The organism is Euzebya tangerina (genome assembly GCF_003074135.1).
Classification (GTDB): Bacteria; Actinomycetota; Nitriliruptoria; order Euzebyales; family Euzebyaceae; genus Euzebya; species Euzebya tangerina.
The window spans coordinates 196,658-220,752 of sequence record NZ_PPDK01000002.1 but is presented as its reverse complement, the minus strand read 5'-3'; the positions used below and the strand labels follow the sequence as shown (position 1 = coordinate 220,752).

Annotated in this window: 25 protein-coding genes and 1 pseudogene; 8 read left to right on the top strand and 18 right to left on the bottom strand. The window is 69.5% G+C overall.

Features of this window, described 5'->3' with window-relative positions; translation table 11 throughout:
* Positions 1 to 14: 14 nt before the first annotated feature.
* From C1746_RS16795 to C1746_RS16785, 3 genes are all read right to left on the bottom strand, one after another.
* Complete coding sequence (locus C1746_RS16795) at positions 15 to 1,916, bottom strand: molybdopterin oxidoreductase family protein (RefSeq protein ID WP_116716205.1); 1,902 nt, start codon at positions 1,914 to 1,916, stop codon at positions 15 to 17.
* Positions 1,917 to 1,988: 72 nt separating this feature from the next.
* Entirely contained in the window at positions 1,989 to 2,420 is a 432-nt protein-coding gene (locus C1746_RS16790; protein WP_116715923.1) for a YbjQ family protein, read from the bottom strand.
* Positions 2,420 to 2,827: a YbjQ family protein gene (locus C1746_RS16785; protein ID WP_116715922.1), complete on the bottom strand. Its 408-nt coding sequence runs from the start codon at positions 2,825 to 2,827 to the stop codon at positions 2,420 to 2,422. The genes C1746_RS16790 and C1746_RS16785 overlap by 1 nt, the downstream gene beginning before the upstream one ends.
* A gap of 142 nt (positions 2,828 to 2,969) precedes the next feature.
* On the opposite strand from C1746_RS16785, the gene C1746_RS16780 reads away from it, so the two are divergent.
* From C1746_RS16780 to C1746_RS16770, 3 genes are read left to right on the top strand one after another with little or no spacing between them, the layout of a single operon-like run.
* Positions 2,970 to 3,467: an MBL fold metallo-hydrolase gene (locus tag C1746_RS16780; RefSeq protein ID WP_205711950.1), complete on the top strand. Its 498-nt coding sequence runs from the start codon at positions 2,970 to 2,972 to the stop codon at positions 3,465 to 3,467.
* Complete coding sequence (locus C1746_RS16775; protein ID WP_116715921.1) at positions 3,467 to 4,717, top strand: glycosyltransferase family protein; 1,251 nt, start codon at positions 3,467 to 3,469, stop codon at positions 4,715 to 4,717. The genes C1746_RS16780 and C1746_RS16775 overlap by 1 nt, the downstream gene beginning before the upstream one ends.
* A 49-nt stretch (positions 4,718 to 4,766) precedes the next feature.
* Positions 4,767 to 5,216, top strand: a complete 450-nt coding sequence (locus C1746_RS16770) for a MaoC family dehydratase (RefSeq protein ID WP_116715920.1) — start codon at positions 4,767 to 4,769, stop codon at positions 5,214 to 5,216.
* Here the strand turns inward: C1746_RS16770 and C1746_RS16765 are convergent.
* Positions 5,213 to 6,043 carry a hypothetical protein gene (locus C1746_RS16765; RefSeq protein ID WP_116715919.1) on the bottom strand — a complete coding sequence of 277 codons (831 nt, stop codon included), beginning with the start codon at positions 6,041 to 6,043 and terminating at the stop codon, positions 5,213 to 5,215. The two genes, C1746_RS16770 and C1746_RS16765, sit on opposite strands and share 4 nt — an antisense overlap.
* 25 nt (positions 6,044 to 6,068) lie before the next feature.
* Here C1746_RS16765 and C1746_RS16760 point away from each other — a divergent pair, with 25 nt between their 5' ends.
* Positions 6,069 to 7,043 carry an ABC transporter ATP-binding protein gene (locus C1746_RS16760; protein WP_116715918.1) on the top strand — a complete coding sequence of 325 codons (975 nt, stop codon included), beginning with the start codon at positions 6,069 to 6,071 and terminating at the stop codon, positions 7,041 to 7,043.
* Positions 7,036 to 8,322, top strand: a complete 1,287-nt coding sequence (locus C1746_RS16755; RefSeq protein WP_162867874.1) for an ABC transporter permease — start codon at positions 7,036 to 7,038, stop codon at positions 8,320 to 8,322. Before C1746_RS16760 ends, C1746_RS16755 begins: the two co-directional genes overlap by 8 nt.
* 32 nt (positions 8,323 to 8,354) lie before the next feature.
* Here the strand turns inward: C1746_RS16755 and C1746_RS16750 are convergent, their stop codons facing one another.
* The 3 genes from C1746_RS16750 to C1746_RS16740 all read right to left on the bottom strand — a co-directional run bounded on the left by C1746_RS16750 (position 8,355) and on the right by C1746_RS16740 (position 10,193).
* Positions 8,355 to 9,002 (bottom strand): LysE family translocator, encoded by a 648-nt coding sequence (locus C1746_RS16750; RefSeq protein ID WP_116716203.1) that lies wholly within the window; start codon positions 9,000 to 9,002, stop codon positions 8,355 to 8,357.
* 80 nt (positions 9,003 to 9,082) lie between these two features.
* Complete coding sequence (locus C1746_RS16745) at positions 9,083 to 9,784, bottom strand: SDR family NAD(P)-dependent oxidoreductase (RefSeq protein WP_116715916.1); 702 nt, start codon at positions 9,782 to 9,784, stop codon at positions 9,083 to 9,085.
* Positions 9,777 to 10,193, bottom strand: a complete 417-nt coding sequence (locus C1746_RS16740) for a hypothetical protein (protein ID WP_116715915.1) — start codon at positions 10,191 to 10,193, stop codon at positions 9,777 to 9,779. Before C1746_RS16740 ends, C1746_RS16745 begins: the two co-directional genes overlap by 8 nt.
* 167 nt (positions 10,194 to 10,360) lie before the next feature.
* Here C1746_RS16740 and C1746_RS16735 point away from each other — a divergent pair, with 167 nt between their 5' ends.
* A complete protein-coding gene (locus tag C1746_RS16735) occupies positions 10,361 to 10,747 on the top strand; it encodes a hypothetical protein (protein ID WP_116715914.1) in 387 nt (128 codons plus the stop codon).
* Positions 10,748 to 10,773: 26 nt separating this feature from the next.
* Here the strand turns inward: C1746_RS16735 and C1746_RS16730 are convergent, their stop codons facing one another.
* The 3 genes from C1746_RS16730 to C1746_RS22575 form a co-directional block, all read right to left on the bottom strand.
* Positions 10,774 to 11,235 (bottom strand): YdeI/OmpD-associated family protein, encoded by a 462-nt coding sequence (locus tag C1746_RS16730; RefSeq protein WP_162867873.1) that lies wholly within the window; start codon positions 11,233 to 11,235, stop codon positions 10,774 to 10,776.
* Positions 11,236 to 11,995: 760 nt separating this feature from the next.
* Complete coding sequence (locus C1746_RS16725; RefSeq protein WP_116715912.1) at positions 11,996 to 13,363, bottom strand: HNH endonuclease signature motif containing protein; 1,368 nt, start codon at positions 13,361 to 13,363, stop codon at positions 11,996 to 11,998.
* 123 nt (positions 13,364 to 13,486) lie between these two features.
* The gene (locus tag C1746_RS22575) at positions 13,487 to 14,155 is read right to left on the bottom strand and encodes an HAD family hydrolase (protein WP_162867872.1); all 669 of its coding nucleotides are present in this window, start codon (positions 14,153 to 14,155) and stop codon (positions 13,487 to 13,489) included.
* A gap of 57 nt (positions 14,156 to 14,212) precedes the next feature.
* Between C1746_RS22575 and C1746_RS23230 the strand changes: the two are divergent.
* A pseudogene (locus C1746_RS23230) lies at positions 14,213 to 14,332 on the top strand (mycothiol transferase); the annotation flags it as partial.
* 34 nt (positions 14,333 to 14,366) lie between these two features.
* Here the strand turns inward: C1746_RS23230 and C1746_RS23075 are convergent.
* On the bottom strand, positions 14,367 to 14,753 hold the full coding sequence (locus tag C1746_RS23075) for a phosphotransferase (protein WP_331334096.1): 387 nt from the start codon (positions 14,751 to 14,753) through the stop codon (positions 14,367 to 14,369).
* Between the two features lie 93 nt (positions 14,754 to 14,846).
* Here C1746_RS23075 and C1746_RS23070 point away from each other — a divergent pair, with 93 nt between their 5' ends.
* Entirely contained in the window at positions 14,847 to 15,110 is a 264-nt protein-coding gene (locus tag C1746_RS23070) for a hypothetical protein (RefSeq protein WP_331334095.1), read from the top strand.
* Between the two features lie 2 nt (positions 15,111 to 15,112).
* Here C1746_RS23070 and C1746_RS22170 read toward each other — a convergent pair whose 3' ends face one another.
* From C1746_RS22170 to C1746_RS16680, 7 genes are all read right to left on the bottom strand, one after another.
* Entirely contained in the window at positions 15,113 to 16,039 is a 927-nt protein-coding gene (locus C1746_RS22170; protein WP_162867870.1) for a hypothetical protein, read from the bottom strand.
* A 56-nt stretch (positions 16,040 to 16,095) separates the two neighbouring features.
* Positions 16,096 to 18,594: an FtsK/SpoIIIE family DNA translocase gene (locus C1746_RS16705; protein WP_116715908.1), complete on the bottom strand. Its 2,499-nt coding sequence runs from the start codon at positions 18,592 to 18,594 to the stop codon at positions 16,096 to 16,098.
* Positions 18,591 to 20,246 carry a ribonuclease J gene (locus C1746_RS16700; protein WP_116715907.1) on the bottom strand — a complete coding sequence of 552 codons (1,656 nt, stop codon included), beginning with the start codon at positions 20,244 to 20,246 and terminating at the stop codon, positions 18,591 to 18,593. Before C1746_RS16700 ends, C1746_RS16705 begins: the two co-directional genes overlap by 4 nt.
* The gene (gene dapA / locus C1746_RS16695) at positions 20,243 to 21,139 is read right to left on the bottom strand and encodes a 4-hydroxy-tetrahydrodipicolinate synthase (RefSeq protein ID WP_205711948.1); all 897 of its coding nucleotides are present in this window, start codon (positions 21,137 to 21,139) and stop codon (positions 20,243 to 20,245) included. The genes C1746_RS16700 and dapA overlap by 4 nt, the downstream gene beginning before the upstream one ends.
* Before the next feature lie 97 nt (positions 21,140 to 21,236).
* Entirely contained in the window at positions 21,237 to 22,580 is a 1,344-nt protein-coding gene (locus C1746_RS16690) for a sensor histidine kinase (RefSeq protein ID WP_116715905.1), read from the bottom strand.
* A 10-nt stretch (positions 22,581 to 22,590) separates the two neighbouring features.
* Positions 22,591 to 23,499 (bottom strand): S8 family serine peptidase, encoded by a 909-nt coding sequence (locus C1746_RS16685; RefSeq protein WP_116715904.1) that lies wholly within the window; start codon positions 23,497 to 23,499, stop codon positions 22,591 to 22,593.
* Positions 23,496 to 24,053, bottom strand: a complete 558-nt coding sequence (locus C1746_RS16680) for a GAF domain-containing protein (RefSeq protein ID WP_116715903.1) — start codon at positions 24,051 to 24,053, stop codon at positions 23,496 to 23,498. Before C1746_RS16680 ends, C1746_RS16685 begins: the two co-directional genes overlap by 4 nt.
* Between the last annotated feature and the right edge of the window lie 42 nt (positions 24,054 to 24,095).

Sequence of the window (24,095 nt, the reverse complement as noted above, 5' to 3'; positions counted from 1 at the left end):
TGGGCAGAGGCTGGTCACCCGGCGTGCTCCACCCGGACCGCCGTGGCCTTGAACTCGGCCGTGCCGCTCTGAGGGTCCCACGCCTCGATCGTCAGCTGGTTGACATCGGTCGAGTCGGGATAGTGCATGGCCATGAAGACCAGGCCCTCGCGAAGGCCTGGCGCGACGTTGACCATCGCCTCGATCGAGCCACGCCGGCTGGTGACGGTGGCCAGGTCGCCGGTCGCAAGACCCAGACGCTCGGCGTCCTCCGGTGAGAGGTCGACCATCGCCCCGGTCCGCCCGGACTCGCGAAGCGGAGAGGCGTAGCCGGCGGTCTGCACCCCGGTGTTGTAGCTGTCCAGATGCCGCCCGGTCGTCATGCGCAGCGGGAACTCGCTCGTCAGCTCATCGACCGGCGGCGCGAACTCGACGGGGGTGAACGGCGCCCGCGCACCTTGGATCGGGTCCTCCCACAGCCGGGCGTGGAGGAACAGCTCGCCGGGATGGTCCTCGTCGTAGCAGGGCCACTGCAGGCCACCCTCGGCCTCCAGTCGGCGGTAGCTCATGCCGGCGTGCATCGGCGAGAGGCTGCGCAGCTCGTCCCACACCTCCTCGGCACTCGGCCGGCCCCAGTCGTGACCGAAGGCCCGGGCGAGGTCGGCGATGATGTCGCGGTCGGCCCGCGCCTCCCCCGGTGGTTCGAGAGCCTTGCGGGTCAGCTGGACCCGCCGTTCGCTGGAGGTGACCGTGCCGCTGGACTCGCACCAGTCGGCCGCCGCGGGGAGCACGACGTCGGCCATCTCAGCCGTCTTGGTCAGCATGATGTCCTGGACCAGCAGGAAGTCGACGGCGTCGAGGAGCTCCCGGGTGTGGCCGGCGTCGGCCTCGGCCTGCGCGGGGTTCTCGCCGATGACGTACAGGCCCTTGATCGCTCCGGATTCGATGTCCTCGAACATCTGACTGAGGTGCCGGCCGGGCGTGGCGGGGATCTCCGTCCCCCACTCGGCCTCGAACTTGCCGCGTCGCTCGTCGTCGGCGAGGTCGGCGAAGCCGGGCAGCTTGTTGGGCAAGGCACCCATGTCGCCGCCGCCCTGCACGTTGTTCTGCCCGCGGACGGGAACCAGGCCGGAGCCGTACCGGCCGACGTGGCCGGTCAGGAGCGCCAGGTTGATCAGCGCGAAGACGTTGTCGGTGGCGTTGTGGTGCTCGGTGATGCCGAGGGTCCAGCACAGCTGCGCACGCCCCGCGGTGGCGTAGTCGTGGGCCAGGGCCTGGATGGTCCCGGCGGGCACGCCCGTGATCCGGCTGGCGTGCTCCAAGGTGTAGGGCTTGACCGATGCCGCGTAGGCCTCGTAGCCGCTGGTGGCCCGACCGATGAACTCGGGGTCGGCAAGACCGGCCTGGATGATCTCACGGCCGACGGCGTTGGCGAGCGCGATGTCGGTGCCGACGTCCAGGCCCAGCCAGACCTCGGCCCACTGGGCGGACTCGCTGCGACGGGGGTCGACGCAGTACAGCTTGGCCCCGTTGTGGACACCCTTGAGGACGTGGTGGAAGAAGATCGGGTGCGCGTTCCGGGCGTTTGAGCCCCACAGGATGATGAGGTCGGCGTGCTCCGCCTCCTCATAGGAACTGGTGCCGCCTCCGGCACCGAACGCTGTCGCCAGACCGACGACGCTAGGCGCGTGTCAAGTTCGGTTGCAGCTGTCGATGTTGTTCGACCCGAGCACGACCCGGGCGAACTTCTGGGCCATGAAGTTGGTCTCGTTGGTGGCCTTCGAGCACGAGAACATGCCGAGCGCCCGACCACCGTGGGTGTCTCGGATCGCCCCGAGCCCGGTGGCCGCTGTGGCGAGCGCGTCCTCCCATGAGGCCGGTTCGAGGACGCCATCCCGGCGGATCAGTGGCGTGGTCAGGCGGGTCTTGTTGCGCATCGTGGACACCTCGGCGGTGAGTTCGTGAGGGACCCGTTCGGGTCCCGGTTCCAGTCTACGGGATTATGCCGCCTAGCGGACCGCCGTCCCGTAGCACAGCACCTCGGTGCCGAGCGCGGCGACCGTCGAGGTCTCGAAGCGGACGTTGATGACCGTCCGGGCGCCGATGCGGTCGGCCTGCTCGACCATCCGCTGCCGGGCCTCACGGCGGCCCCGGTCCATGACCGTGCGGAAGCTGGTCACCTCACCTCCGACGAGGTTGCGCAGCTGTGCAGCGAACTGCTTGAAGTAGTCGCTGGCGATCACGACCTCACCCATCACCATCGTGCCGGCGGAGGCGTCGAGGCCGAGAGGCAAGGACCGCAAGTCGGTGACGAGCACGTGGGCCATGGCCTGTTCTCGTTGGGCGAGCTCGGCCAGGTGACGCCTCTCGCGCCAGCTGCCGACGAGGAAGCCGATCCCGACGAGGAGCGCGAGGATCAGGATCGAGAGGACGAACTCCATCAGGCGGAGGCGTTCCAGCCCTGGGGGTGGGCTTGCTGCGGTGTGCTCCCGAACTGCCCCTGCGCGTCGGCCTGCTGCGGGGCGCCCCCGGTCGGTTGCACCGTCACCGCGGTCCCGTAGGCGTACAGCTCGGCGGCCCCGCCGGCGACCTGTGAGGTGGTGAAGCGCACGTTGACGATGGCATTGGCCCCCAGCTGCTGGGCCTGCGCGACCATGCGGCTGACGGCTTCGTCCCGAGCTTCGGTCATCAGCTCGGTGTAGGCCGTGAGCTCACCACCCACGAGGTTCTTCAGCCCGGCGCCGATGTCCCGGCCGATGTTCTTCGCGCGGATCGTGTTCCCCTGGACCAACCCACGGAGTGCCACGATCTGCTGACCAGGAATGGTCTCGGTGTTCACCAGGATCATGCGGGCAGGATACTGGAGCCTAGGCTGCACCCAGATCAGCTGGAACCACGATGCGATCGGAACCACGATGAAGCCCTGTGTCTCGGTGTTGTTCGAGGGATACATCCGACCGGGCAGGGGCGGGAACCACGTGGGAGGGACCGTGTCGTTGATCGTCTCTGGCGACCACGTCGTCGTCGTCGATCCCGGCCTGTGCCCGGGGCCGGATTCGATCCTCGGCCCACTCGCGGACGCCGGCTACGCCCCCGCTGACGTCACCGATGTCGTCCTCAGCCACCATCACCCCGACCACACCCGCTGGATGGGCCTGTTCGGACACGCCACGGTCCACGACCACTGGGCGACCTACGCCGGGGACCTGTGGACCGCTCGTCCCGCCGAGGGTGCCGAGGTCTGTCCCGGTGTCACGCTGCTCCACACCCCTGGCCACACGATGGAGGACATCTCGACCGTCGTGGACACCGAGGAGGGGGTCGTCGTGTTCTCCCACCTGTGGTGGACAGCCGAGTCGGAGTCGGATCCGCGAGCCGTCGACCTCGATCTGCTCCACGAGCACCGAGCCCGGGTGGTGGACATCGCCGACCGCATCGTCCCCGGCCACGGGCCGGCCTTCGCGGTGACCGCGGAGGTGCCGCGCTGATGGGACGCTTCGATGCCGTGATCGCCCACGGTCGAGACGATCTCGACCTGACCGATCCAGCTGTCCAGCCTGCCGTCCGGGGGTTGGCCGAGGAGCTGCTGACGCTGGTCGAGGACGAGGATCCGACCGCGGCGACCGATCTCCTCCGGACGCTGGGCCGCTCCACCGAGGTGCCGATCGACGTGCGGATCGCCACCAAGCTGGCCGAGTCCCGACGTCGGCTGCGTGCGGTGGGCGAGATCGAGGTCGCGGTCCAGTTCGCCATGTGGGGTGAACACCGCCGCTTGCGACCGCGCGACCAGGGCAACCCCCTGGGTGAGGACGCCCTGGGCGTGAAGCTGGATCAGCTGGACTGGCTGCTCGACGGCTCGACCGTGCGGTGGCGGTTGGTCGCGATCGACGACGGCTGTCCCGACGGCAGCGCCGACGTGGCTGAGGAGATGGCTGCCGGCCACCGCATGGGCGACCGTGTGCAGGTCCTGCGGCTGGCCGACGTGGTGCCGGCCACGGACGGCCCGCTTTCGGGTCTGGCCGACGTCGACGACTCGCGCAAGGGCGGGGCGATGGTGTACGGCGCCTCGGTCGCCGTGGACGGTGGAGCCGACGCCGTGGTCCTGACCGACGCCGACGTGTCGGTGGACCTGGGACAGCTGGGTCTGCTGCTGGGACCGTTCGCCGACGGCGCCGGTGTGGTCATCGGCGACCGCAAGCAGCCCGACTCGGTGCTGCGCAAGGCCGAGGCCCGCTGGGGGCCGGGCATCGTCGTCCTGCGCCACATGCAGCGGATGGTCGGGCGGGCGCTGTTCTCCCGGGGCATCGCCGACACCCAGGCGGCGTTCAAGCTCTACGGCGCCGCCGCGCTGAGCGAGGTGCTGGCAGCACCGTCGACCTTCGGGTTCTCGTTCGACTCCGACTGGCTGTACGCCGCCATCGGTGGCGGACACGAGGTCGCGACGACCCCCTTCGCCTTCGTCGACTCCTTCGAGGAGTCTGCCTCGATCACCCAGGGGCCGATGACCACCTGGGAGAGCCTGCTCGTCGGCCTGACCCAGTCGGCACGGGCCCGCGGGGCCGACCACGACGCCGGGATGGCCGCGCTGGTGGACGAGTTCGGCCGTGCGGCGGTGCTCGAGCAGGTGATCACGCGCGTGCCGGAGGCGCTGGCGGACGTCGAGCCGACCAATCTCGGCGACCCGGCCGTGATGTCGCCGGCTGAGCTGGGTGCGTGGCTGCGCGCTGTGACCTCGTAGGGTCGGTGTCCACCACGACCGACGACGCCCTGACCGAAGGAGCCGTGCCATGCCAGTGACGATGACCAAGGACGAGTTGGCGGCAGCCAGCGACGTCGACCTCGGCACCTCGGAGTGGATCCGAGTCGACCAGGCCATGATCGAGCTGTTCGCCGACGCAACCCGGGATCACCAGTGGATCCACGTCGACCACGACAAGGCAGCCCAGGGTCCCTTCGGCCAGACGATCGCCCATGGCTTCCTGACCGTCTCGCTGCTCCCCGAGATGCTCGGCCAGATGCTCTCGGTCGAGGGCAGCGTGATGGGCGTGAACTACGGGATGGACCGGCTGCGCCTGACCTCCCCGGTTCCATCCGGTGCCCGGATCAGAGCCCGCGGGACGATCCTGTCGACGGAGCCGAAGGGTGAGGGGATCCTGGTCAGGACGGAGATGACCGTCGAGATCGAGGGACAGGAGAAGCCCGCGATGATCGGGGTGTTCCTGACGTTGCGCTACTAGGCGGCCGGTCCGTCCGCCGCGCCGGAGGCCGTGCGGCGGACCGCAGCCAGTTGCAGGGGGACAGCCTGAAGACCCGCGAAGGCCAGGACGAACACGACCAGGGCGACTCGTGAGAGCGCCAACTGGCGCCCCAGGTCCGCGGTCGCCTGATCGACCAGGCTCGTTCCCTGCTGGATGGTCTCGTCGTAGGTGCCGAGCAGCTCGCCGGTCTGGGTGAGGGTTGCGTCGAACGAGGCCAGCTCGGCGGCCAGGCGCCCGACCCCGTCACCGACGTCCGTCAGCGACCCCGCGGTCTGTTCGATCAGGTCGGCCTGCTCCTCCAGGCGTTCGGGGAGACCGTCGATCGACGCCTCCAGCTCCCCCAGACCGGCGGCGAAGGACTGCTCGGGATCGTAGCTGAGCCCGATCGGGAGATCGCTGAGGGCGCCGAGGGTGGTGTCGACCGTGCCGGCCACCTCGACCAGGCCCGGTAGCGAGTCCTCCACGGCTCGGATGGAGGAGGCCACATCGGTCCGGACGACCTCCCCGAGGTCGGTCATCAGGCGTTCTCCGTCATCGAAGGCGCCATCAAGATCGGCTGCGGTCGCCTCCAGCGTCACCAGCGAGGCCGCAAGCGCGGCCACGGTGTCCTGCGCCACACCAGCGGAGGCATCGAGGGACTCCAGGGTGTCGCTGGTCAGCTCCAACGACGCCTGCAGGGCGTCGCCGGTCCGGGAGAGCAGCAGCCAACCGGCCACGCCGCCGAGCAGCGCAGCGACCAGGCCCAGCACCGCAACAGCCCGGAAGAGCGTGGCGACAGCAGCATGTGGGAGTGGAAAGACGGCCATGGGTTACTGCGCACCCTAACCGGATATGACCACGGCGATGCCGAGCCAGCAGTCCGCCGACGGCGCACCCGCGGTCACCGTCGAAGCCAGCGGGGTCTCTCGATCCTTCGGGGACGTTGCCGTCATCCACGACCTCGACCTCTCCGTCGCACCGGGAACGATCCACGGTCTGATCGGCCCGAGCGGCAGCGGGAAGACGACCACCGTCCGGATGCTGACCGGATACCTGCAGCCTGACGCCGGCACCGTGCGGATCTTCGGCAGCGACGTCGACGCCCACGACACCGCAACCCGGCAGCGCATCGGCTACATGCCGCAACTCGGTGTGCTGTACCCCGAGCTGTCGGTCCGAGAGAACCTGCTCTTCGTCGCCTCCCTGTACGGCGTCCGGAACGCCTCGACGCGGATCGAGGAGGTGCTGCGCCACCTCGACCTGGCCGGCACCGAGTCGCAGGCGCTCGGCTCCACGTCCGGCGGCATGCAGCGGCGCGTCGCCCTGGCGGGTGCGCTCCTGCACGAGCCGGACCTGCTCTTCCTGGACGAGCCGACCAGCGGCCTGGATCCCCGTCTGCGCCGGCAGGTGTGGTCGCACTTCCAGGCCCTGCGTGATGACGGGCGCACACTCGTCGTCACCACCCAGATCGTTTCTGAGGCAACGATGTGCGACACGGTCGGACTGATCGTCGAGGGTCGCCTGGTGGCCGTCGGGACACCTGCCGAGTTGCGTCGGCGCGCCGAGGGCGGAGACGTCGTGGACGTCCAGACGTCCAGCCGCATCCCACCACAGGCCATCGGCGCGCTCCAGCAGAACGACGTGGTGCGAAAGGTGTCGCGCAATGGCGAGAATGCGCTCCGGCTGGTCGTCGCCGACGCCGAGATCGACTTGCCGGCCCTCGATTCGGTGATGGCCGACGCCGGACTGGACCGGCCGCTGGCCGAGCGGTACGTCCGTCCCTTCGAGGATGTCTTCGTCACGCTGCTGGAGCAGGACGATGCGTGACCTGCTCCAGCGCCTCTACGGCGTCGTTCGCAAGGAAATCGTCCAACTCCTCCGCCAGCCGGGGCTGCTGACGATCCTGGTCATCGGACCCCTGGCGATCCTGCTGCTCTTCGGTGCCGGCGTCCGGCCCGTGGACCCGGCCGTCAGCGTGGCCTTCGTGGTGCCCGAGGACAACCCTGACCTGCAGGGCCTGGTCGAGGAGTTCGCCGAGGCGCAGGAGGGTCGACTGCTGGTGCACGACATCGGCAGCAACGAGGCAGCCGCCGAGTCGGCGCTTCGACGGGACGAGGTGCAGGTGATCATCTCCGTTCCGGACGTACGCCTCGATGACCTCACCTCCAGCGAGGAACAGCCCGTGCTGCGGGTTCGGCACAGCTTCCTCGATCCACTGGAGGCGCAGGCCATCAGCCTGCTGACCGACGGCGCCGTGTCCGACATCAACGACCGGATCGTCGAGGCGGCGATCGCCGAGGTGCAGGGTGTCGCCGAAGCGCTGCTGGAGGAGTCAGCACAGCAGGAGGAGGCGGCCGCTGCCGCTGCGGAGGGAGGACTCGACGAGCGCGAGCAGGCGCAGGTCGAGGCCGGGATCGAGGAGGCCCAGGAGTTGTTCGATCGCGACCCCGCCCTGCTCGCGGCCCCGCTGGACGGCGAGGCCGAGGCCGCCGGCGGGGCGATCACGACGTCGGAGTTCTACGCCCCTGCGGTAGTGGCGCTGATCCTGCAGCACCTGACGATCACCTTCGTCGCCCTCTCGATCAGCCGTGAGCGAAGCCAGGGCACGGTCGAGTTGCTCGCCGTCTCGCCCCTCCGTCCCGCCGAGCGGTTGGCTGGCAAGGTCCTGGCCTACCTCCTCATCGGACTCGTGCTCGGTGCGGTTCTGCTGGCCGCCGTGGTGTTGGTGTTGGGAGCGCCGATGCGCTCCGGTGTGCTCCCGGTGGCGGGTGTCCTCGGCCTGGCCCTGGTGGCGAGCATCGGCGTCGGCTTCGTGCTCTCGGCGATCAGCCGAACCACGACGCAGGTCGTCCAGGGCGCCATGCTGATCCTGCTGCTCAGCGTGTTCTTCGGCGGACTGCTGCTCTCACCCGAGCGGCTCTTCGCCTGGGCTCGACCGGTGGGCTGGCTGCTGCCCATGTACCACGCGATCCCCGGGCTCCGTGACTCGATGCTGCGTGGTGTGCCGATCGCAACCACGCCGTTGCTCGCCCTGGCGGCCATCGCCGTGGTCACGTTGGCCGGCGGTGGGATCTGGAGCGCGAGGCGCCGCGAGCCGACGGGGTAGGCGGGCTCAGCGGCTGCCCTGCAGCCGGATCGTCAGCGCGATGAGTCGGGGCGGCCCGTCACCGCCAGGCCCACACCCAACCCGATCATGGCAAGACCGCTGGCGCCGCCCAGCCGGGCGAGACGGCGGGGTGAGCGCAGCAGCCACGCTCGTGCCGAGCCGCCAGCCAGCGCCCAGACGCCGTCACAGACCAGGGCGATGACAGCGAAGAGGCCACCCAACACCGCCATCTGCGTGCCCGCCGGCCCGATGCCGGGGTCCACGTACTGCGGGAGGATCGCCGCGAAGAACACCAGTGCCTTCGGGTTCGACACGCCGACGATGAAGCCCTCTGCCAAGAGTGAACGTCGAGTTCTCCCCATCTCCGTCACGTCCACGACGCGGGCGGCCTCGTGACGGTTCCTGATCGCCTGGATCCCCAACCACCCGAGGTAGGCGGCACCGATCAGCTTCATCGCCGTGAACAGTGTCGCCGAGCGCTCGAGCATCGGGCCGAGCCCCGCGGCGACGAGGAGGATGAGGACCGAGACGCCGATCGTGTTGCCGACGACCGAGAGCAGGCCGGAGCGGCGGCCGAGAGCGACTGATCGGCTGAGGACGAAGATGACCGAGGGGCCCGGGACGATGATCAGGAGCAAGCTGAGCAAGCCGAAGCTCGCCAGAGACGAGAGTGGTGGCATCGGCGCCATGCTAGTCGTGGTTCTGCTCCGAGCGTGGCCCAGGTGACAGCTTCAGCTGTCCGGGACCGCTCCTCGATCGACTACTCCATCGATGAGAGCAGCCCGGCTGCGCTGGGCTCGTTGGTCAGATAGGTCACCTCGTCGAGCGTGGCGCCACCGACGATGCGACTGGTGATCGTGGCTATCGTCTCGGCGCGGAGCCAGCCGCCTCGACCTTCCGGTCGGTCCCGTGTGAGGACGGGCGTCATCGCCACCAGGGTGGTGACGCGAGGCGGTCCGTCTTGCTGTGCGAGTACCCGGCCCAGCATGAGCTGGGCGGCGGCGGAGATCGAGACGGCTCCAGATCCAGGCACCGGGTCCACCCCGCCACCGCCGTTGATGAGGGTGTAGGTGGCGTCTGCTGTGTTCTCGAGCAGCGGCAGGAACGTGTTCGCGGTGTGGAAGTGGGCGCCGAGTCCCATGGCCAGGACACGATCCCACTCCTCCGGGTCCAGATGACCGATGTCCGGTCCGGACCACCACGAGCCGAGTGAGGCGATGACGTCGGTCGGGCTGAGCCCTTGGCTGGTGATCGACTCGCGAACGGCCCCTGCGCTGGCTGGGTCGCTCAGGTCCCCCTCCATGACGTGGGCGTTGGATGGGAGCAGCTCCCGGGCCTTCTCCGGCCGACGGCTGGGGACCACGACCGTCGCGCCGTCGTCGAGCAGCTGGCGGACGATGGGCTCACCCACCTGACCGGTTCCGCCGGCCACGAGCACGGTTCTGGTGTCAAGATCACTCATGCCTCAGGTTTTCCCGACTGCGGACCGACGCACTCCCGGCGGGTGCGATCGCCACCAGCAGCTGGATGATGCCGGCGGTGACGACGACGATGGTCATGATGGCTCCGGGAACGTGTTCGTCGGGCTGCGGAAAGAGCCAGGCGTAGGTGAGCAGGCCAACCGACAAGGCCAGTTCCAGACCGGCGTGCGTGCGCAGTGCCGTTCGTGCCCGGCCGCGGGCCAGACTGCTGGCGCGGAGAAGGATCGTGGCCGTCAGGAGGACCAGCCAGACGTGGACGGTCCGCGGGAAGGCGTAGGCACCGAACTGGACGATGAAGCTGACCGTCCACAGGATCAGCACCAGACCGACCGGGACCGAGCAGACGTAGGCGATGGCTCGCAGGGCCGCTCCGAGGCGTCGGGATCTCATGGGTCTGGAGTGTGGGGCCGCTCCGTCGACGTCAGTCTGGTGTTCGGTGCGGGTTGGCGGCGCTCTTCCCGGAGGTTCGGTGCACGTCGTCGTCTCTGGCGGCTCCTTGGAGTCGCCTGACGACGTGCGGCGTCCTAGTCTGGGCATCGATCGGACCAGGGGATCACATGGCGACCAGTCGGCACAGGCTTCTCGTGGCGAGGCTGCTGGTGGCGGTGGTGGTCCTGGGCTCGGCGTGCGGCGGCAGTCGGTTGATGCGAGGGGACTGTCTCACCGCGTGGAACGAGTCGTCGGGACCGACACAGATTGCGGGCCTTCTTGGCGGCCCGACCGAACGGGCATGGCTGTCCTACAGCAATAAGTACGAGAACAACATGCGGGTGTCCTCCTGCACCTTGTTCGCGATCGGCCCCGACGGTGCCGCCAGCGGATACCTGACTGAGCACGACGTCGCTGTCGAGGCTGCTGCATCGCCGCCGACCGATGGCGCCCGAGCTCCCGGCCGAGCCGTGTTCGTAACTGGTGCGGGTCACGTCGTGGAGCCTGAGGACTGACCACATCCTGCTCGATCACACGATGGTCAGCGGCCGACCTTGAGCTCGGCGACCAACTCCCGCGCCTTGCGCCTGCGGGTCTCCGGCCGCTTGGCCCGCGTGACGCCGTACGCCAGGGTCCGCCGTCGTCCCGGGGTGAGTGACTCCCAGGCGTGCTCGGCGACCGGGTCGGCGGCCAGCGCCTCTTCCAGCTCGGGTGCGAGCTCGACGTAGTCGGGGTCGGGGTCGGTCTGGAGTGTGAGCTCGATGGTGTCGCCGACGTCCAGACCCAGCTCGGCCAGCCATCCCTCGCCGAACTTGAGACGGCGGGAGCCATCCGGGTGGTCCCACACCACACGGCTGAAGGTGCGGCCGACCAGCTCGCCGACCAGCCGGTCACCCTCCACCGCGGCGAAGGTCTCGGGCAGCACGATGAAGTGCTTCATGTAGCCGTCGCGCTCATGGGTGTCGAACTCGATGGTGACCGGGAAGGTGACGCTGTCGCGCATCCCCTCGTACGATGCCACATGGCGCCGGGCGCTTCGGCACCATGGGACCCATCAGAGCGACCGGCGTGGTGCTGCTGCACGGCTCGAGTGGTGTGCCCCACCACGGCCGCGCAGCGCTCCTGCGACGACACGGGCTCCTCGTGCGGGCGCCACGGTGGTTCGGCGGACCGGGACAGCCGTCCATCCCCCGTCGTGTTCGATTGGAGAGCGTCGTCGCCGAGGTGAAGATCCTGCTCCGCTCCTGCGATCGGGTTGTGCTCATCGGCACGTCGTTCGGGGCGGAACTCGCGTTGCTGACGGCTGCTGTCGAGCCGCGGGTGGCCGGCGCTGCCCTTCGCGGAAGCCATCCGTGCGCGGCGGGGGGATCTCCCGACCACGGTCATCGGGCACCCGGACGCCGGTCACCGCGCCGTTCTGCCGGGAGAGGCCAAGCCGGCCGGCGGCCAGCGGATGGCCCGCGGCGGGACGCCCGAGGCTGATGCGGAACTCGGAGCCGTCGCGTGGCCGCACATCCTCAGAGTGCTGCGTCCAGATCGTTCCGAGTAGCTCCCGCGTGTGACCCGGAGGCGCGGATCTGCTGCGGACTGAGCCTGACCCCGACCGTCAGGTGACGCGGAACGAGGACGCTGGTGACGTCGACCGGAAGACGGGCGTCGGTCGTGAGCACGCCGACAGGCCCGTCAGCGCGAGGTTGGCTGACGGGCAGAACCGTCGGTCAGGGCCGCTCGGATGCACCATCTGAGCGATCGCGTGAGCGGACTCAGAATGGCAACTGATCGGCCATCTTGGGGTTCGGTTCTCGATGGGTGGCAACTGACCCGGTTGCAGGACTACCGCGCGCCTGTCCAGAATCCCGAGGAGCAGCGGCGCGGGTGGGCGGTGGCGGCCGGAGTCGCGGCTGGCTGGTGAACTGCCAGCGTCCGTGCCGGACCGTCAGGACTCCGTCCGTGAGGGTGAGTCGCCAGTTGTGCTGATGGACTGTGCGATGGTGCGGTCGGCAGAGAGCTACCAGGTTGCCCGGTGTGGTCGGGCCGCCGTCGGCGCGGTGGACGACGTGGTGCAGATCGCTGTGGGCGGAAGGCGCGCCACAGCCCGGGAAGCGACACCCCTGATCGCGGGCGATGACCGCCCGGCGAAGGGACGTCGTGATGGGATTGTGCGCGTCCCCGATGGCGAGCAGCTGTGGCCCGTCGGTAAGCATTGGCACGTGGTCGGCATCGCAGGTCAGCATCCGGACAGCGGCCGAAGAGAGCGGTCGTCGACCTCCGGCCAGGTTCCACAGGAGGCGCGATGCGGCCCGCGTACAACCTGGGTCGTTCTCTGATTGGGTGATCGTGGTCAGGTCGGTGACGACCGTCACCGAGGGTCGTGCCGGACCGCCATCAGCGCCTGCCAGGTAGGCGGCGGAGATGCGGCGGAGCCCCTCCATGCGCTGTGCGCCTCGCGCGGTGTGCCGGAGCCACGCGGCAGGGATCGGCTTGCCATCGACGTCGACCGGCTGCTCGTCATCGGCTACGGGTCGGTCGGCGGCAGCGTCCAGTGCGGCAGTGAGCGTGGCGATCTGGTCGTCATCGCCGTGACCGTGGAAGTCGGTCCCGCCGGTGAGGCGCGGCTGGAAGTGGATGTAGGACCGGTCCGCCGTGGCCTGTTCGCGCTCGGCAGTGCGGCGGTCGTCGAGTCGGCAAGCCATGTCCTCGGCGAGCTCACAGATGCGGTCCGGCTCCGCCCGGTCATTCTGGTCGATGGCGCCTGACAGTTGGTGGTCGAGGGTGGCTCGGTCGGCGATGCAGAGGCGTCGGGCGGGGCCGACGATGCGACGCAGCTGGGACCAGGAGATGCGCCCGTCGTCGAACGCGGCCCACGTCAATGGCATCGCCTGGAGCGTCTCGATGCAGCGGCGGAGGTAGGCGACGTCCCAGCCGGTCTGGTGGGCCGCCAGCCCGACCAGCCGGGCGGCGGGCAGCCCTGCCGTCGGTGGGGCGTCAGCCAGTGCCCGCAGGACGGTGGCCATGCTGCGGTCGACCTGGACCAGGGCATCGATGGCGGTGCGGCAAGGGTCCGGCGCCTGCGCCCTCCCCTTACTCCCACCACCGATGGTGGTGTCGGTGCCCACAGCCGTGACCTTCATACCTGCAGTCTAGGGAGGGGGTGTGACATGAGGGCCCCTTGAAATGCCACCATGTCTAGCTTTTTCGAAGACGTGTTTGGTGACTGGTTTCCACCAGGCGCCCCTCGTCGCGAGCCCGCCCGGTCAGGCCACCAGGTCGTGGAGAGCTACCGGGATCTGCCGCGGCCGCTGGACCACCCGGTCGGCCCCGAGGGCCATCAATTCCTCCGGCGATCCGCTCCCCCACGTCACACCGATGGTTCGGGTCCCGCACGAGTGGCCCGCCTCGATGTCGTACCGGGTGTCCCCGATCATGACGGTGTCCGCCCGGTCGCCGTCGGCCCGGCCGACGAGGTGCAGGGCGCGCTCGAGCCCGACCTGCTTCGGCTCGGTCAGCGCCGACAACTCGGGGCCGACCACCTCCTCGAACTCGTCCAACAGCTCGACGTGCTCGAGGAGCGGGACCGCCACAACCCGAGGCTTGGAGGTGACGACGACCAGCCGGATGCCGGCACTCCGCAGCGACTGCAGTGCGGCCGGGATGCCCTCGACGACCGTCGTCCACTGCCGCGCCAGCCCACCGTAGACGGCCCGATAGCCCTGGACGGCCTCCTCGGCCCGACCTGGGCTCTCACCCTGTTGACTCAGGAGTTCACGGTAGGTCGCTAACAGCGGGGGGCCGACGTACTGCACCAACGAGTCAACCGGCTGGGGGGCGAGCCCGACGGACTCCAGACCTGCGTTGATGGCGAACGGGATCGCACGGGAGGAGTCGACCAGGCAGCCGTCGAGGTCCAAGAAGGCGGCGTGCACGGTCGAACGGTAGCGCGCCATCAGTCAGGGTCGGCTCCCCTGGTGAGCGATCTCATATCAAGGGCATGGGAGACTGACACGTCCCTGCGAGCGATTCTCCTCCACATGGTCCACGAGCACGCGCGGCACGACGGCCACGCCGACCTGCTGCGCGAGGCCATCGACGGCTGCGTCGGCAGCTCGCAAGCGAGAGACGGCCGGCGCGGCAGCCTCAGGCTCGACGACGCAAGAGCTGGCGAAGCTCCTTCAACCGAGCTCGGGCGTAGCTGGGTTCGACGAGCCACCCGTTCGCAACCTCCCAGGCCAGCATGACACGCAACGCCCGGGTCAGTTCCTCGCCCTCCAGCAACGGGTCTTGTACCCCTGCACGGTCGAGGAGCGGCACGTCCACACGGCTCTCATCCCAGTCGAGGAGCACGACCGACCCATCGGGCTGGAGGCGAGTGTTCGACGGGCTGGGGTCCCCGTGGATCACAGACGTCGGCAGGCCGTCGGCCTCTCCGAACACGGCCTCCACCAGCGATGCAACGTCAGGTGGCATCCGGTCGAGGTCGGCGTCGACGCTCCGTCTCGCCCACGTCAGCTCCCGAACCGTCACGCAGCCCGGCCGTTGCGGGTGGTCTGCCCATTCGCTGTGGAGCGCCCGGAGCCCGGCCGCGACTGCACCTCGCTCATCGGCTGTCCTCGGTTGATGACCCTCGACCCACTCGGTCACAACGACCTGACCGACTCGGCGAGCACCGTCGGCGGTCGGCACGATCTGCGGTGGCCGGAAGACGGCCATGTCCAGGCGGGCCTGGAGGTCCAACTCCCAGTCCAGCGACGCCGCCGACCGTCGAGCGTGGCGGACAGCTACACGGTTGCCGTCGATCCGCCCGCGCCACACCTGGCTCCGGGTGCCGCCGTCGACCTGGCGTTCGAGGACCAGGTCTGGCCACGACTCGAGGATCTCTGACCTCAGCCGACCGCACCCTCGGTCCACAGCCGGTCGACCTCCTCCGCAACCGCCTCGACGTCCCCCGGTTCGCCCGCCAGTGGAATCACCACGGCCGGCCCAACCCGCACCCCGCCGGCGGGCAACGTCGCCGGAGGCACCTCGACGATCGACACCTCCACCCGCTCGGTCCCCCGGCACGCCTCCACGATGCCGACCGCGGCAAAGCCCGACCGGGTGGCCGCGAGCGGTCCCGTGCAGGCCATCCACTCCTCCGGCAGGGGCACCGCCACGCCGAACGCCGACCCCGCCTCGACGCCGGTCGTCCGCAGCAGGCTGACCCGCTGCGCTGGGGCCAACTCGGCGAACTGCGCCGCGTAGAAGCCGAACGGCTGGGCCACCAGCCGGCTGGGCCGGCCATCGAGGACCACCGAACCATCGACCCGCTCACCGGTGGCCTGGCCAGCGAAGGCCTGACCGCTGGCCAGTGGCACCTCGACGTACTCCGGCAGGTCGGGCGCGCCGGGGACGAGGCCACCATCAGGGGCATCGAACTGCCGCAGGACGCGGACCAACGCGCCCTCCGCACCCTGAGCCTCCCACGCCACCACCCCCTCCCCCAGCCCCAGCGTGATGTGGCAGGCGACCAACGGCAGGTCACGACGCACCAACGGCAACGACGTGGCGACATCGTCCAAGGCCACGTCCTCGATCTCGTCCGCCGTCCCGAGCACGTCCAGCGCCCACGGGCCCAGGTCCGACACCTCACAGCGAGGCAGTTGGTTCAGCTCGGCGAGGAAGGTGTTCGGCCCCTGCTCGACCCGTTCCGACGGCTGGGGTCCGGGGGACGGCGACTCGCTGGGCGCTGCCTCGGTCTCCGAGGGCTGGCCCAGCATCGAGTCCGGCGATCGACTGTCCTCGACGTAGGTGTAGGAGCCGAACGCCGCCAACCCGATGAGGACGACCCCGGTGACGACCCGGATCGCCCCCTGCCGGGTCCGGTCCCTCAGACGCTGGTTGACTGCTGCTCCTCCAACTGCTCCACGGTCATCAGCACCGTTCGGGCCTTCGGTCCCTCAGAGGGGCCGACGATCCCCATCTCCTCCAGCTCGTCCATCAGGCGGCCGGCACGCGCGAACCCGACCTTGAGCTTGCGCTGCAGCATCGAGGTCGACCCGAGCCCGGAGCGGACCACCAGTTCCATGGCCGCCTTGGTCAGGTCCTCGTCGGTGGCGTCGTCCCCGGTGACGTCGGCCATCACGGCCTCCTGACCGGTCTTCACGACGTTCTCGGCGTACGTCACCTCGGCCTGGGCCTTGCAGTGCTCGACGACCTTCTCGATCTCGGTCTCGTCGACGTAGCAGCCCTGCAGCCGGTGTGGCTTGGAGGCGTTGGCCGGCATGTAGAGCATGTCGCCCATGCCGATCAGCTTCTCGGCGCCATGCTGGTCCAGGATCGTCTTGGAGTCGTGCCCGGTGGCCATCGACAGCGCGATGCGGGAGGGGACGTTGGCCTTGATCAGCCCGGTGACGACGTTCACGGACGGCCGCTGGGTGGCGATGATGAGGTGGATGCCGACGGCGCGGGCCATCTGGGCGATGCGGACGATCGCTCCCTCGATGTCACGCGGCGCGACCATCATCAGGTCGGAGAGCTCATCGATCACGCAGAGGATGTAGGGCATCAGCTCCTCGGCTGGCCCCTCGTCCTCGCCCAGCCGGTCGGCCACGACCTCCTCGGCATCTTGCTCGAGGACCGGGATGTCCCGCAGCTCGTCGCTGGCGACGGCCTCGTTGAACCGGTCGATGTTGCGGAAGCCGTACTTGGCCAGCAGGTCATAGCGGCGTTCCATCTCCGCGACCACCCAGTCGAGGGCGTCCTTGGCCCGCTTGGGGTCGGTCACGACCCGGGTGAGCAGGTGGGGGATGTCCTCGTAGGTCGTCATCTCAACCCGCTTGGGGTCGATCAGGATCATCCGGACTTGGTCCGGGGTGTTGCGCATGATGATGGAGGTGACGATGCCGTTCATGACCACGGACTTCCCCGACCCGGTGGCGCCGGCGATCAGGAGGTGGGGCATCTTGGCGAGGTTGATCGTCAACGGGCGCCCGGAGATGTCCAGCCCGATACCGGCCGTCAGGGGGTGGGTCTGCGCGGCGGCCTCAGGCGAGCGGAGGATGTCGCCCAAGGTGATGTGGTCGCGCTCCACGTTCGGGACCTCGATGCCGATGGCGACCTTGCCGGGGATCGGGGCCACGATGCGGATCTCAGGTGTGGCCAGCGCGTAGGAGATGTCCTTCTCGAGCTTGGTGATCGCGTTGACCTTCACGCCAGTGCCGAGCTCGAGCTCGAAGCGCGTGACTGTCGGGCCGCGGCGGACCGCGACAACCCGGGCGTCGACGCCGAACTCGGCGAGCATCGTCTCGAGCGCCTGGGTCATCCGCTCCATGTTCACGGTGTTGCCACCGGCTGCCTTGCCGGTGCGGAGCAGGTCGAGCGAGGGCAGTTGGTAGTCGGCGTGGTCGGGGTTGAGGACCAGCTGGCGTGCCTGGCCGGAGGCCGGCGAGCGGTAGCTGCCGATCATCTCGGGGCCGTCAGCCTCCTCGCCACCGTCGAGCTCGGCTCGCTCGGCGGCATCGGCGGCCGCCCGGTCCCCCGCGTCGGTGGAGGGCGCGTTCTCGCCGACCACATCGTCCGAGGGCGGCGTCGCCTCCTCGAGCACCACCGTCTCTGAGCGGGCCGGGTCGACCAGCGTATCGCCCGCGGTGTCGGAGGAGTCGGCGCCGAAGTCCTCGACGAAGTCCTGGGCGGGCGGCTCGTCGACGTCATCCAACACCGGCTCGTCGGCCCCACCGAACCAGCGGTCGAAGGGGCCCGCGGTGGTCTGCCCGGGATGGCCGACGAAGAAGCTCTTGACCGCGTGCGCCGCGACGGGGACCGGGGTGTTGGTGAGGATGAGCAGCCCGATGGTGAGCAGCCCCATCAGGATCACGAACGCCCCGGGCACAGCGGCCACCGTGCTGAGGGGGACACTCAGCAGCATCCCGACGACCCCACCCGCGGCGTGCATCGCCTCCCGGGTGGAGTCCCCGTCGGGGGCGCCGGCGGCCAGGTGCCACAGCCCGATCACGCTGACGAGGAAGACAGCCGAGCCGGCCACAAGACGTGGATTGCCGGGCCGGGCATCGCGGAGCAGGAGCACTGCCCCAGCAGCGACGACCAGTGGCACAGCCAGGCCGAAGACACCGAAGGTGCCGCGGAACACATTGGTGAGCAGCTCACCGACCGGACCGGCCGCTTCGATCCACAGGCCGAGTCCGGACAGGATGGCCACGACCATCAGCCCGACACCCCACATCTCGCGGATCCGCTCGGCCGGCATCGGCTCGGGCGGCGGCTTCGTGCTGGCGCGCGTGGCGGTGGACCGCTTGGATGCCGACCCGGCGCGCGAGGCAGGCTTCTTGTTGGTCTTCTGCTTGGTCTTGGAGGAGGCCACGCGGCTCACACCTCCATCAGGACGGGCACGACGACGGGCTTGCGGCCCAACTGCTCACGCCAGAACCGGCTGAGGGACTCATAGACCTTCCGGCGAACCACGTCCTCCGAGCTGGAGCCCAGGCCTCGCACGTCCTCGCCGAGCGCCTTGGCGGCCTGCTCCAGCAGATGCGCGTCATTGGCCTCATAGATCAGGCCCTGCTGCATGATCTGAGGCTCGCCGTCCAGCCGGTACTTCGAGTCGAGCTTCAGCACGGCGATGCACACCCCCTCCGAGGAGAGCCGTGACCGGTCGCGGAGCACGGCGTTGCCGACATCGCCCACGCCGAGCCCGTCGACGAACACCCGGCCGCTGGTGAAGGATTCCCCGCGCTCCAGCCGGCCACCCTTGAGGATCACCCGGTCCCCGTCGCTGCAGACGATCACCTGGTCGGGCGCCGTTCCGGTGGCCACAGCCAGCTGGGCGTGCGCCACCAGGTGGCGGTACTCCCCGTGGACCGGGACCACGGCCTTGGGACGGATGATGTTGTGGAAGAACTTCAGCTCCTCCGCAGCGGCATGGCCGGAGACGTGGACGCCCTCCTCACGACGGTGGACCACTCGGGCGCCCTGCCGCACCAACCCGTTGATCGCCTTGGAGATCGCGTCCTCGTTGCCCGGGATCTGGGAGGAGGCCATCACCACCGTGTCCCCCTCCACCAGCGTGACGTGTCGATGCTGCCCGGCGGCCATCAGGGACAGCGCGGCGTACGGCTCGCCCTGTGATCCGGTGCAGATGATCAGGACCCGCCGCGGGTCGTACTCGGCCGTCTCGTGGATCTCGATGATGTCATCGTCGTCGTAGCGCAGGTAGCCGAGGTCCCGTGCGATCGGCATGTTGCGCACCATCGAGCGGCCGACGAAGCAGACCTTGCGGCCGAGCGTCGTGGCAGCGTCGATGGCTTGCTGGACCCGGTGCACGTGGCTGGCGAACGTCGTCATGACGATGCGGCCCTCGGCCTGTTCGAACTGATGCCGTAGCGTCGTGCCGACCGTTCGTTCGCTCTTGACGTGACCAGGGACGTCGGCGTTCGTCGAGTCGCACAGCAGCAAGTCGACACCGTTGTCGCCGAGTTGCGCCAGGTGAGGCAGGTCGGTCACCCGGCCATCGATGGGCGTCTGGTCCAGGCGGAAGTCACCGGAGTGCAGGATGGTCCCGTGCGGCGTGTGGACCGCAACCGCCATGCAGTCGGGGATCGAGTGGGTGACCTGGACGAACTCGAGCTCGAAGTCGCCGACGGTGACCCGCTCGCCGGGCTCCACCTCGACCAGGTTCACGTCGGTGTCGGGGTGTTCGGTCAGCTTGGCCTCGAGCAGCCCGAGGGTCAGCTTGGCGGAGTAGACGGTGATGCCGGGGAAGTCGCGCAGGAAGAAGGGCAGTGCGCCGATGTGGTCCTCGTGCCCGTGGGTGAGCACGACGGCCTGGATGTCGGGGGCGCGCTCCCGGAGGTCGTACCAGTCCGGCAGGATCAGGTCGATGCCGTGGTGCTCGGCGTCAGGAAACGTGACGCCGACGTCGACGATGACAGCCTTGCCGTCGGTCTCGATGGCGGCCATGTTGGCGCCGATCTGCCCGAGTCCTCCGTAGAAGGAGATGGTCGCGGCGTCGGATTGGATGGTCATGAGTCCTCGATGGTGGGGTGCAGTCCGACGGCCGTCATGGCGTCGGCGACTTGGGCGGCGGTGTCATCGCCGATGGGGATGAGTGGGAGGCGCAGCGGCCCGCCAGGTAGACCGAGCCAGCCCAGCGCGGCCTTGAGCGGCGCCGGACTGGGTTCGATGAACAGGGCGTCGAACACGGGGAGCAGGCGGTGGTGGAGCGATCGTGCGGCCGCCGGGTCGGTGGGGAAGAGGCGGATCATCTCGGCGAGATCGTCGCCGACCAGGTGTGCGGCAACACTGACCAGTCCCGATCCGCCGACCGCCAGCAGCGGCAGGCAGTTCTTGTCGTCCCCCGAGAGGATCTGGAAGCCCTCCGGAGCCCGGGAGGCGAGCCACGAGGCCTTGGCCATGTCGCCGACCGCATCCTTCACCGCGAGGATGTTGTCGACCTCGGTCGCCAGGTCGAGCAGCGTCTGTGGTGTGACCTCCACCGCCGTACGGGACGGGATGTTGTAGAGCATCACCGGCTTGTCCGTGGCCCCGGCTGCCGCGGCGAAGTGGGCGTGCAGCCCGCCCTGGTTTGGTCGGTTGTAGTACGGCGCGACCAGCATGATGCCGTCCACACCGGTGTCGCTGACCCGCTCGGTCATGGCCACCGTGGCGGCCGTGTCGTTCTTGCCGGTGCCCGCGAGGACCATGGCCCGGGAGCCCACGGCCTCGACGACCGCACGACACAGGTCGAGCGTCTCGGAGGTGGACAGCGTCGGTGACTCGCCGGTCGTCCCCGCCACGACCAGACCGCCGCTTCCGTGATCCACGAGGTGTGCTGCCAGGGCTTGCGCACCGGGCAGGTCAAGACCGCCGCTGGCGTCGAAGGGTGTCGCCATGGCCGTCATGAGGGCAGGGAAGGTCATCAGGTGTTACTCCTGAGTAGGGATTGTACTGGCGTGGGCAGTGTGCCCATAGGGATTGATGTGGCCAGAGAGGCTCGTGAGGCTCGACGCCCCGCGCTCACGGCTCAACAGGGGTTACGGCTCCCTCCGGCTGCCGCTCCCCGTCCGCCCCACGGTCCGGATGAGGCCCGTCCGAGCTGGGGGCATCCCGCGGTGCCAAGCGGAAGCCCACCAGGATGATCGAGCCGCCCTCTCCCCTCGCGGTGTACGTCATCTCCGCCCCCATCGCGTCGACCAGTTCGCGGACCAGGGGCAGGCCAACCCGCCGCGTGCCCGCCCGGACCGCTCGCACGTCGCTGGACTCGAAAAGCTTGCGCGCCACCTTGGGCGGGATCCCGGGACCGTCGTCGGTCACGATCAGGACCCCTTGGCCACCCGTCTGGCGGCCCTCGATCCACACCCGGGTGCCCGGCGGGGTGTGATCGACGACGTTCTCCAGCAGGTTGTAGGCCACGCGACGGGCCATCCTCCGGTCCCCGGACACGCGGATGGGTGGGACATCGACCTCGACGACGTACGCCGCCAGACGCGGGCCGAGGTCGGCCAGGCAGTCCTCGATGACGCGGGAGAGCAAGACCGGCTCGGGCTTGGCATCCCGCGCCTCGTCGAGCTGCCCCACGTCGATCAGCTGCTCGACCTCCCCCTCCAGCTCCGCGGAGCGCATCCGCAGCTGCGAGGCCAACTGTCGTCGGGTCTCGTCGTTCAGCGGGCCGTCATCGTCCAGCTGGGCCGCCACCTCCTCGACCGCCTTCAGCGGCTCACGAACGTCGACCGAGGCCTGGCGGACGAACGAGCGACGACGGCGGGTGCGCTGCCGGACTGCCTCGGCCTCCACGTCGGCGGCTGCGATGTGCAGGTGCAGTCGGCTGGCATAGGTGCCGCTGAGGTAGCCGACGCTGATCAGCACCGACGTCATGATCAGCAGCACCACCAGGCGGTCGCCCATGTCCGGCCGGAAGAGGATGGTCGGCTCGAGTCCCATCTCCTCACTCAGCAGCTGCAGCCAGGCGAGGGCGACGGCCAGGGCCGTCGAGGCCCCGGCGGCGAAGGGCCCCAGGATGATCCCGGCGGAGACGATCGGGATGACGTACAGCGCCGCCGTGCCCGAGCCGGTCCCGCCGACGAAGGCGCTCGCGCCGCCGAGGACGATGGTGTCGGCGAGGAGCGAGAGCGCCACGGCGCTGCGCGGGAACTGCCGTGAGCGGATGAAGTACATCAGGGTGACGACGACCAGGACCGGGACGCCGATCACGAGTGGCCAGGCGTCCTGCCCGTAGATCCGCGCGAGGATGATGACCGCGATGATGTAGGCGGCGCTCCCGACTGCGCGGACGATGCCGAACCGCCGCAACAGCGGCTCGTCGGGCAGGTAGACGCGCCGCGCGTCGCTGGTGGTGCTCACAGCGTGGATGCTACGCGCCGAGGTCGGCCAGGTTGAACACGCCGGTCGTCCGGATCGTCTGGGTGTCGCGGTAGTTGATCGAGCCCGCCCGCGTCGGCGCCTGCTGGACGTTGGCTGCGGTGGCCCACAGGACCGTCTTGAGTTGGAACGGCCGGAGGTCGGTGTGCTTGGACTTGATCCGCGCAGCGATGCCGGCGATGTGGGGCGCGGCGTAGGAGTTGCCGGTCCCGCTTATCCGCTCGCCGCCCCGCCACGCGACGTCCACGTTGACGCCGTGGGCCAGGAACTCCGTGGGCGGCTCGGGGTTGTAGTGGAAGCGCTCGGGGTTGTCGGACAGGTTCGAGGCCACGCTGGTGACGCTGGCGATGAGGGAGGGCCACGACGGACGGTTCACGTTGCTGGCCGCCGTCACGATGAGCGAGCCCGAGAAGTACGCGCGGTCGCACACCTCGTAGAAGGGAAGGGCCCAGTCCTCCCGAGTTGTGCCGAGGGAGAGGTTGATGATGTCGAACCCCTGCTCGACGCACCAGGCCAGGCCACGCAGGAATACCGCCGCCTTCCCCGACAGACCCGAGCCGAGCACCTTCACGCTGGTGATTCGCGCAGCCGGAGCCAAGGAGTGGATGATCCCCGCGCAGGCCGTGCCGTGACCGAAGTCGTCGCGGTGCGGGCCGTGGCTGAGGGTGACGTCACCGTCCTGGTCGAGGCGCAGGGCGACGCCGCGTTCGACGTCGATGCACTCACCGAGGTCAGGATGATCGGCGTCGATGCCGGAGTCGACGACAGCCACCCGGACCCCCTCGCCCGTGGCGCCGCCCCAGGCCCACTCCGGCGTCAGGTCTCCCAGCTTCGGCACCGACGCCAGCGCCACGGCGCGAGACTCCTTGGCCCAGGCGGGGATCGTCTCGGGTCCGCTCACCTGACCAGGGCCTCCAGGATGGCGGCGACCGTGGCGTAGCGGGCCGGGTCGGTGGAGGCGAGACGACGGAGTTCCGCGGCGAGCTCGGCCGGCTCGGGCACGTCTCGGGTGCCGCCCAGTCGCTCGTCGGTGAGCGCAGCGGCAGCGATCGCGGCGTGGCTGGTGGCCCGCTCGGTGTCGTCGACGCTGAAGGCGCCACTGCGGGCGTCGAGCAGCTCGATCACGCCGAGCGTTCGGGCGGTGCCCTGGATGGCCACGGCCAAGACCGACGTGGGATTGTGTCCGATCAGCGAGGCGGTGCCCTCACCCAGACGTGGATCGGCGGAGTCGGCGGACAGGACCAGCGACTGGCCCGACGCGGCGACGTACCCGGCCACCCCCTCCCCCGCGGAGATGGGCTCGCCCAGGATGTCGGCTGGGACGGCGCCAGCCGTGGCCACGACGCGCATCAGGCGGTCCTCGGTCGAGAGCAGCAGGCCAGACGTGGCTCCGGTTGCCTCGGTCGCGGCGGTCAGGATGGCGGACAGGATCGGGTCAGCGGTCGGGCGACTCATGGTGAGCGACAGTCTGACAGGTGCCTCTCGGTTTGACGTTTG

What these genes read in the sequence shown, in the direction of transcription:
- C1746_RS16770 (WP_116715920.1), top strand. Translation starts at nt 4,767, where the DNA reads ATGCCAGTGACGATGACCAAGGACGAGTTGGCGGCAGCCAGCGACGTC.
- C1746_RS16750 (WP_116716203.1), bottom strand. Translation starts at nt 9,002, where the DNA reads ATGCCACCACTCTCGTCTCTGGCGAGCTTCGGCTTGCTCAGCTTGCTC.
- C1746_RS16725 (WP_116715912.1), bottom strand. Translation starts at nt 13,363, where the DNA reads ATGAAGGTCACGGCTGTGGGCACCGACACCACCATCGGTGGTGGGAGT.
- C1746_RS16785 (WP_116715922.1), bottom strand. Translation starts at nt 2,827, where the DNA reads ATGATCCTGGTGAACACCGAGACCATTCCTGGTCAGCAGATCGTGGCA.
- C1746_RS16755 (WP_162867874.1), top strand. Translation starts at nt 7,036, where the DNA reads ATGCGTGACCTGCTCCAGCGCCTCTACGGCGTCGTTCGCAAGGAAATC.
- dapA (WP_205711948.1), bottom strand. Translation starts at nt 21,139, where the DNA reads ATGACCTTCCCTGCCCTCATGACGGCCATGGCGACACCCTTCGACGCC.
- C1746_RS16775 (WP_116715921.1), top strand. Translation starts at nt 3,467, where the DNA reads ATGGGACGCTTCGATGCCGTGATCGCCCACGGTCGAGACGATCTCGAC.
- C1746_RS16680 (WP_116715903.1), bottom strand. Translation starts at nt 24,053, where the DNA reads ATGAGTCGCCCGACCGCTGACCCGATCCTGTCCGCCATCCTGACCGCC.
- C1746_RS16740 (WP_116715915.1), bottom strand. Translation starts at nt 10,193, where the DNA reads ATGAGATCCCGACGCCTCGGAGCGGCCCTGCGAGCCATCGCCTACGTC.
- C1746_RS23070 (WP_331334095.1), top strand. Translation starts at nt 14,847, where the DNA reads ATGACCCTCGACCCACTCGGTCACAACGACCTGACCGACTCGGCGAGC.
- C1746_RS16735 (WP_116715914.1), top strand. Translation starts at nt 10,361, where the DNA reads ATGGCGACCAGTCGGCACAGGCTTCTCGTGGCGAGGCTGCTGGTGGCG.
- C1746_RS16700 (WP_116715907.1), bottom strand. Translation starts at nt 20,246, where the DNA reads ATGACCATCCAATCCGACGCCGCGACCATCTCCTTCTACGGAGGACTC.
- C1746_RS16790 (WP_116715923.1), bottom strand. Translation starts at nt 2,420, where the DNA reads ATGGAGTTCGTCCTCTCGATCCTGATCCTCGCGCTCCTCGTCGGGATC.
- C1746_RS16760 (WP_116715918.1), top strand. Translation starts at nt 6,069, where the DNA reads ATGACCACGGCGATGCCGAGCCAGCAGTCCGCCGACGGCGCACCCGCG.
- C1746_RS16765 (WP_116715919.1), bottom strand. Translation starts at nt 6,043, where the DNA reads ATGGCCGTCTTTCCACTCCCACATGCTGCTGTCGCCACGCTCTTCCGG.
- C1746_RS16730 (WP_162867873.1), bottom strand. Translation starts at nt 11,235, where the DNA reads ATGCGCGACAGCGTCACCTTCCCGGTCACCATCGAGTTCGACACCCAT.
- C1746_RS16745 (WP_116715916.1), bottom strand. Translation starts at nt 9,784, where the DNA reads ATGAGTGATCTTGACACCAGAACCGTGCTCGTGGCCGGCGGAACCGGT.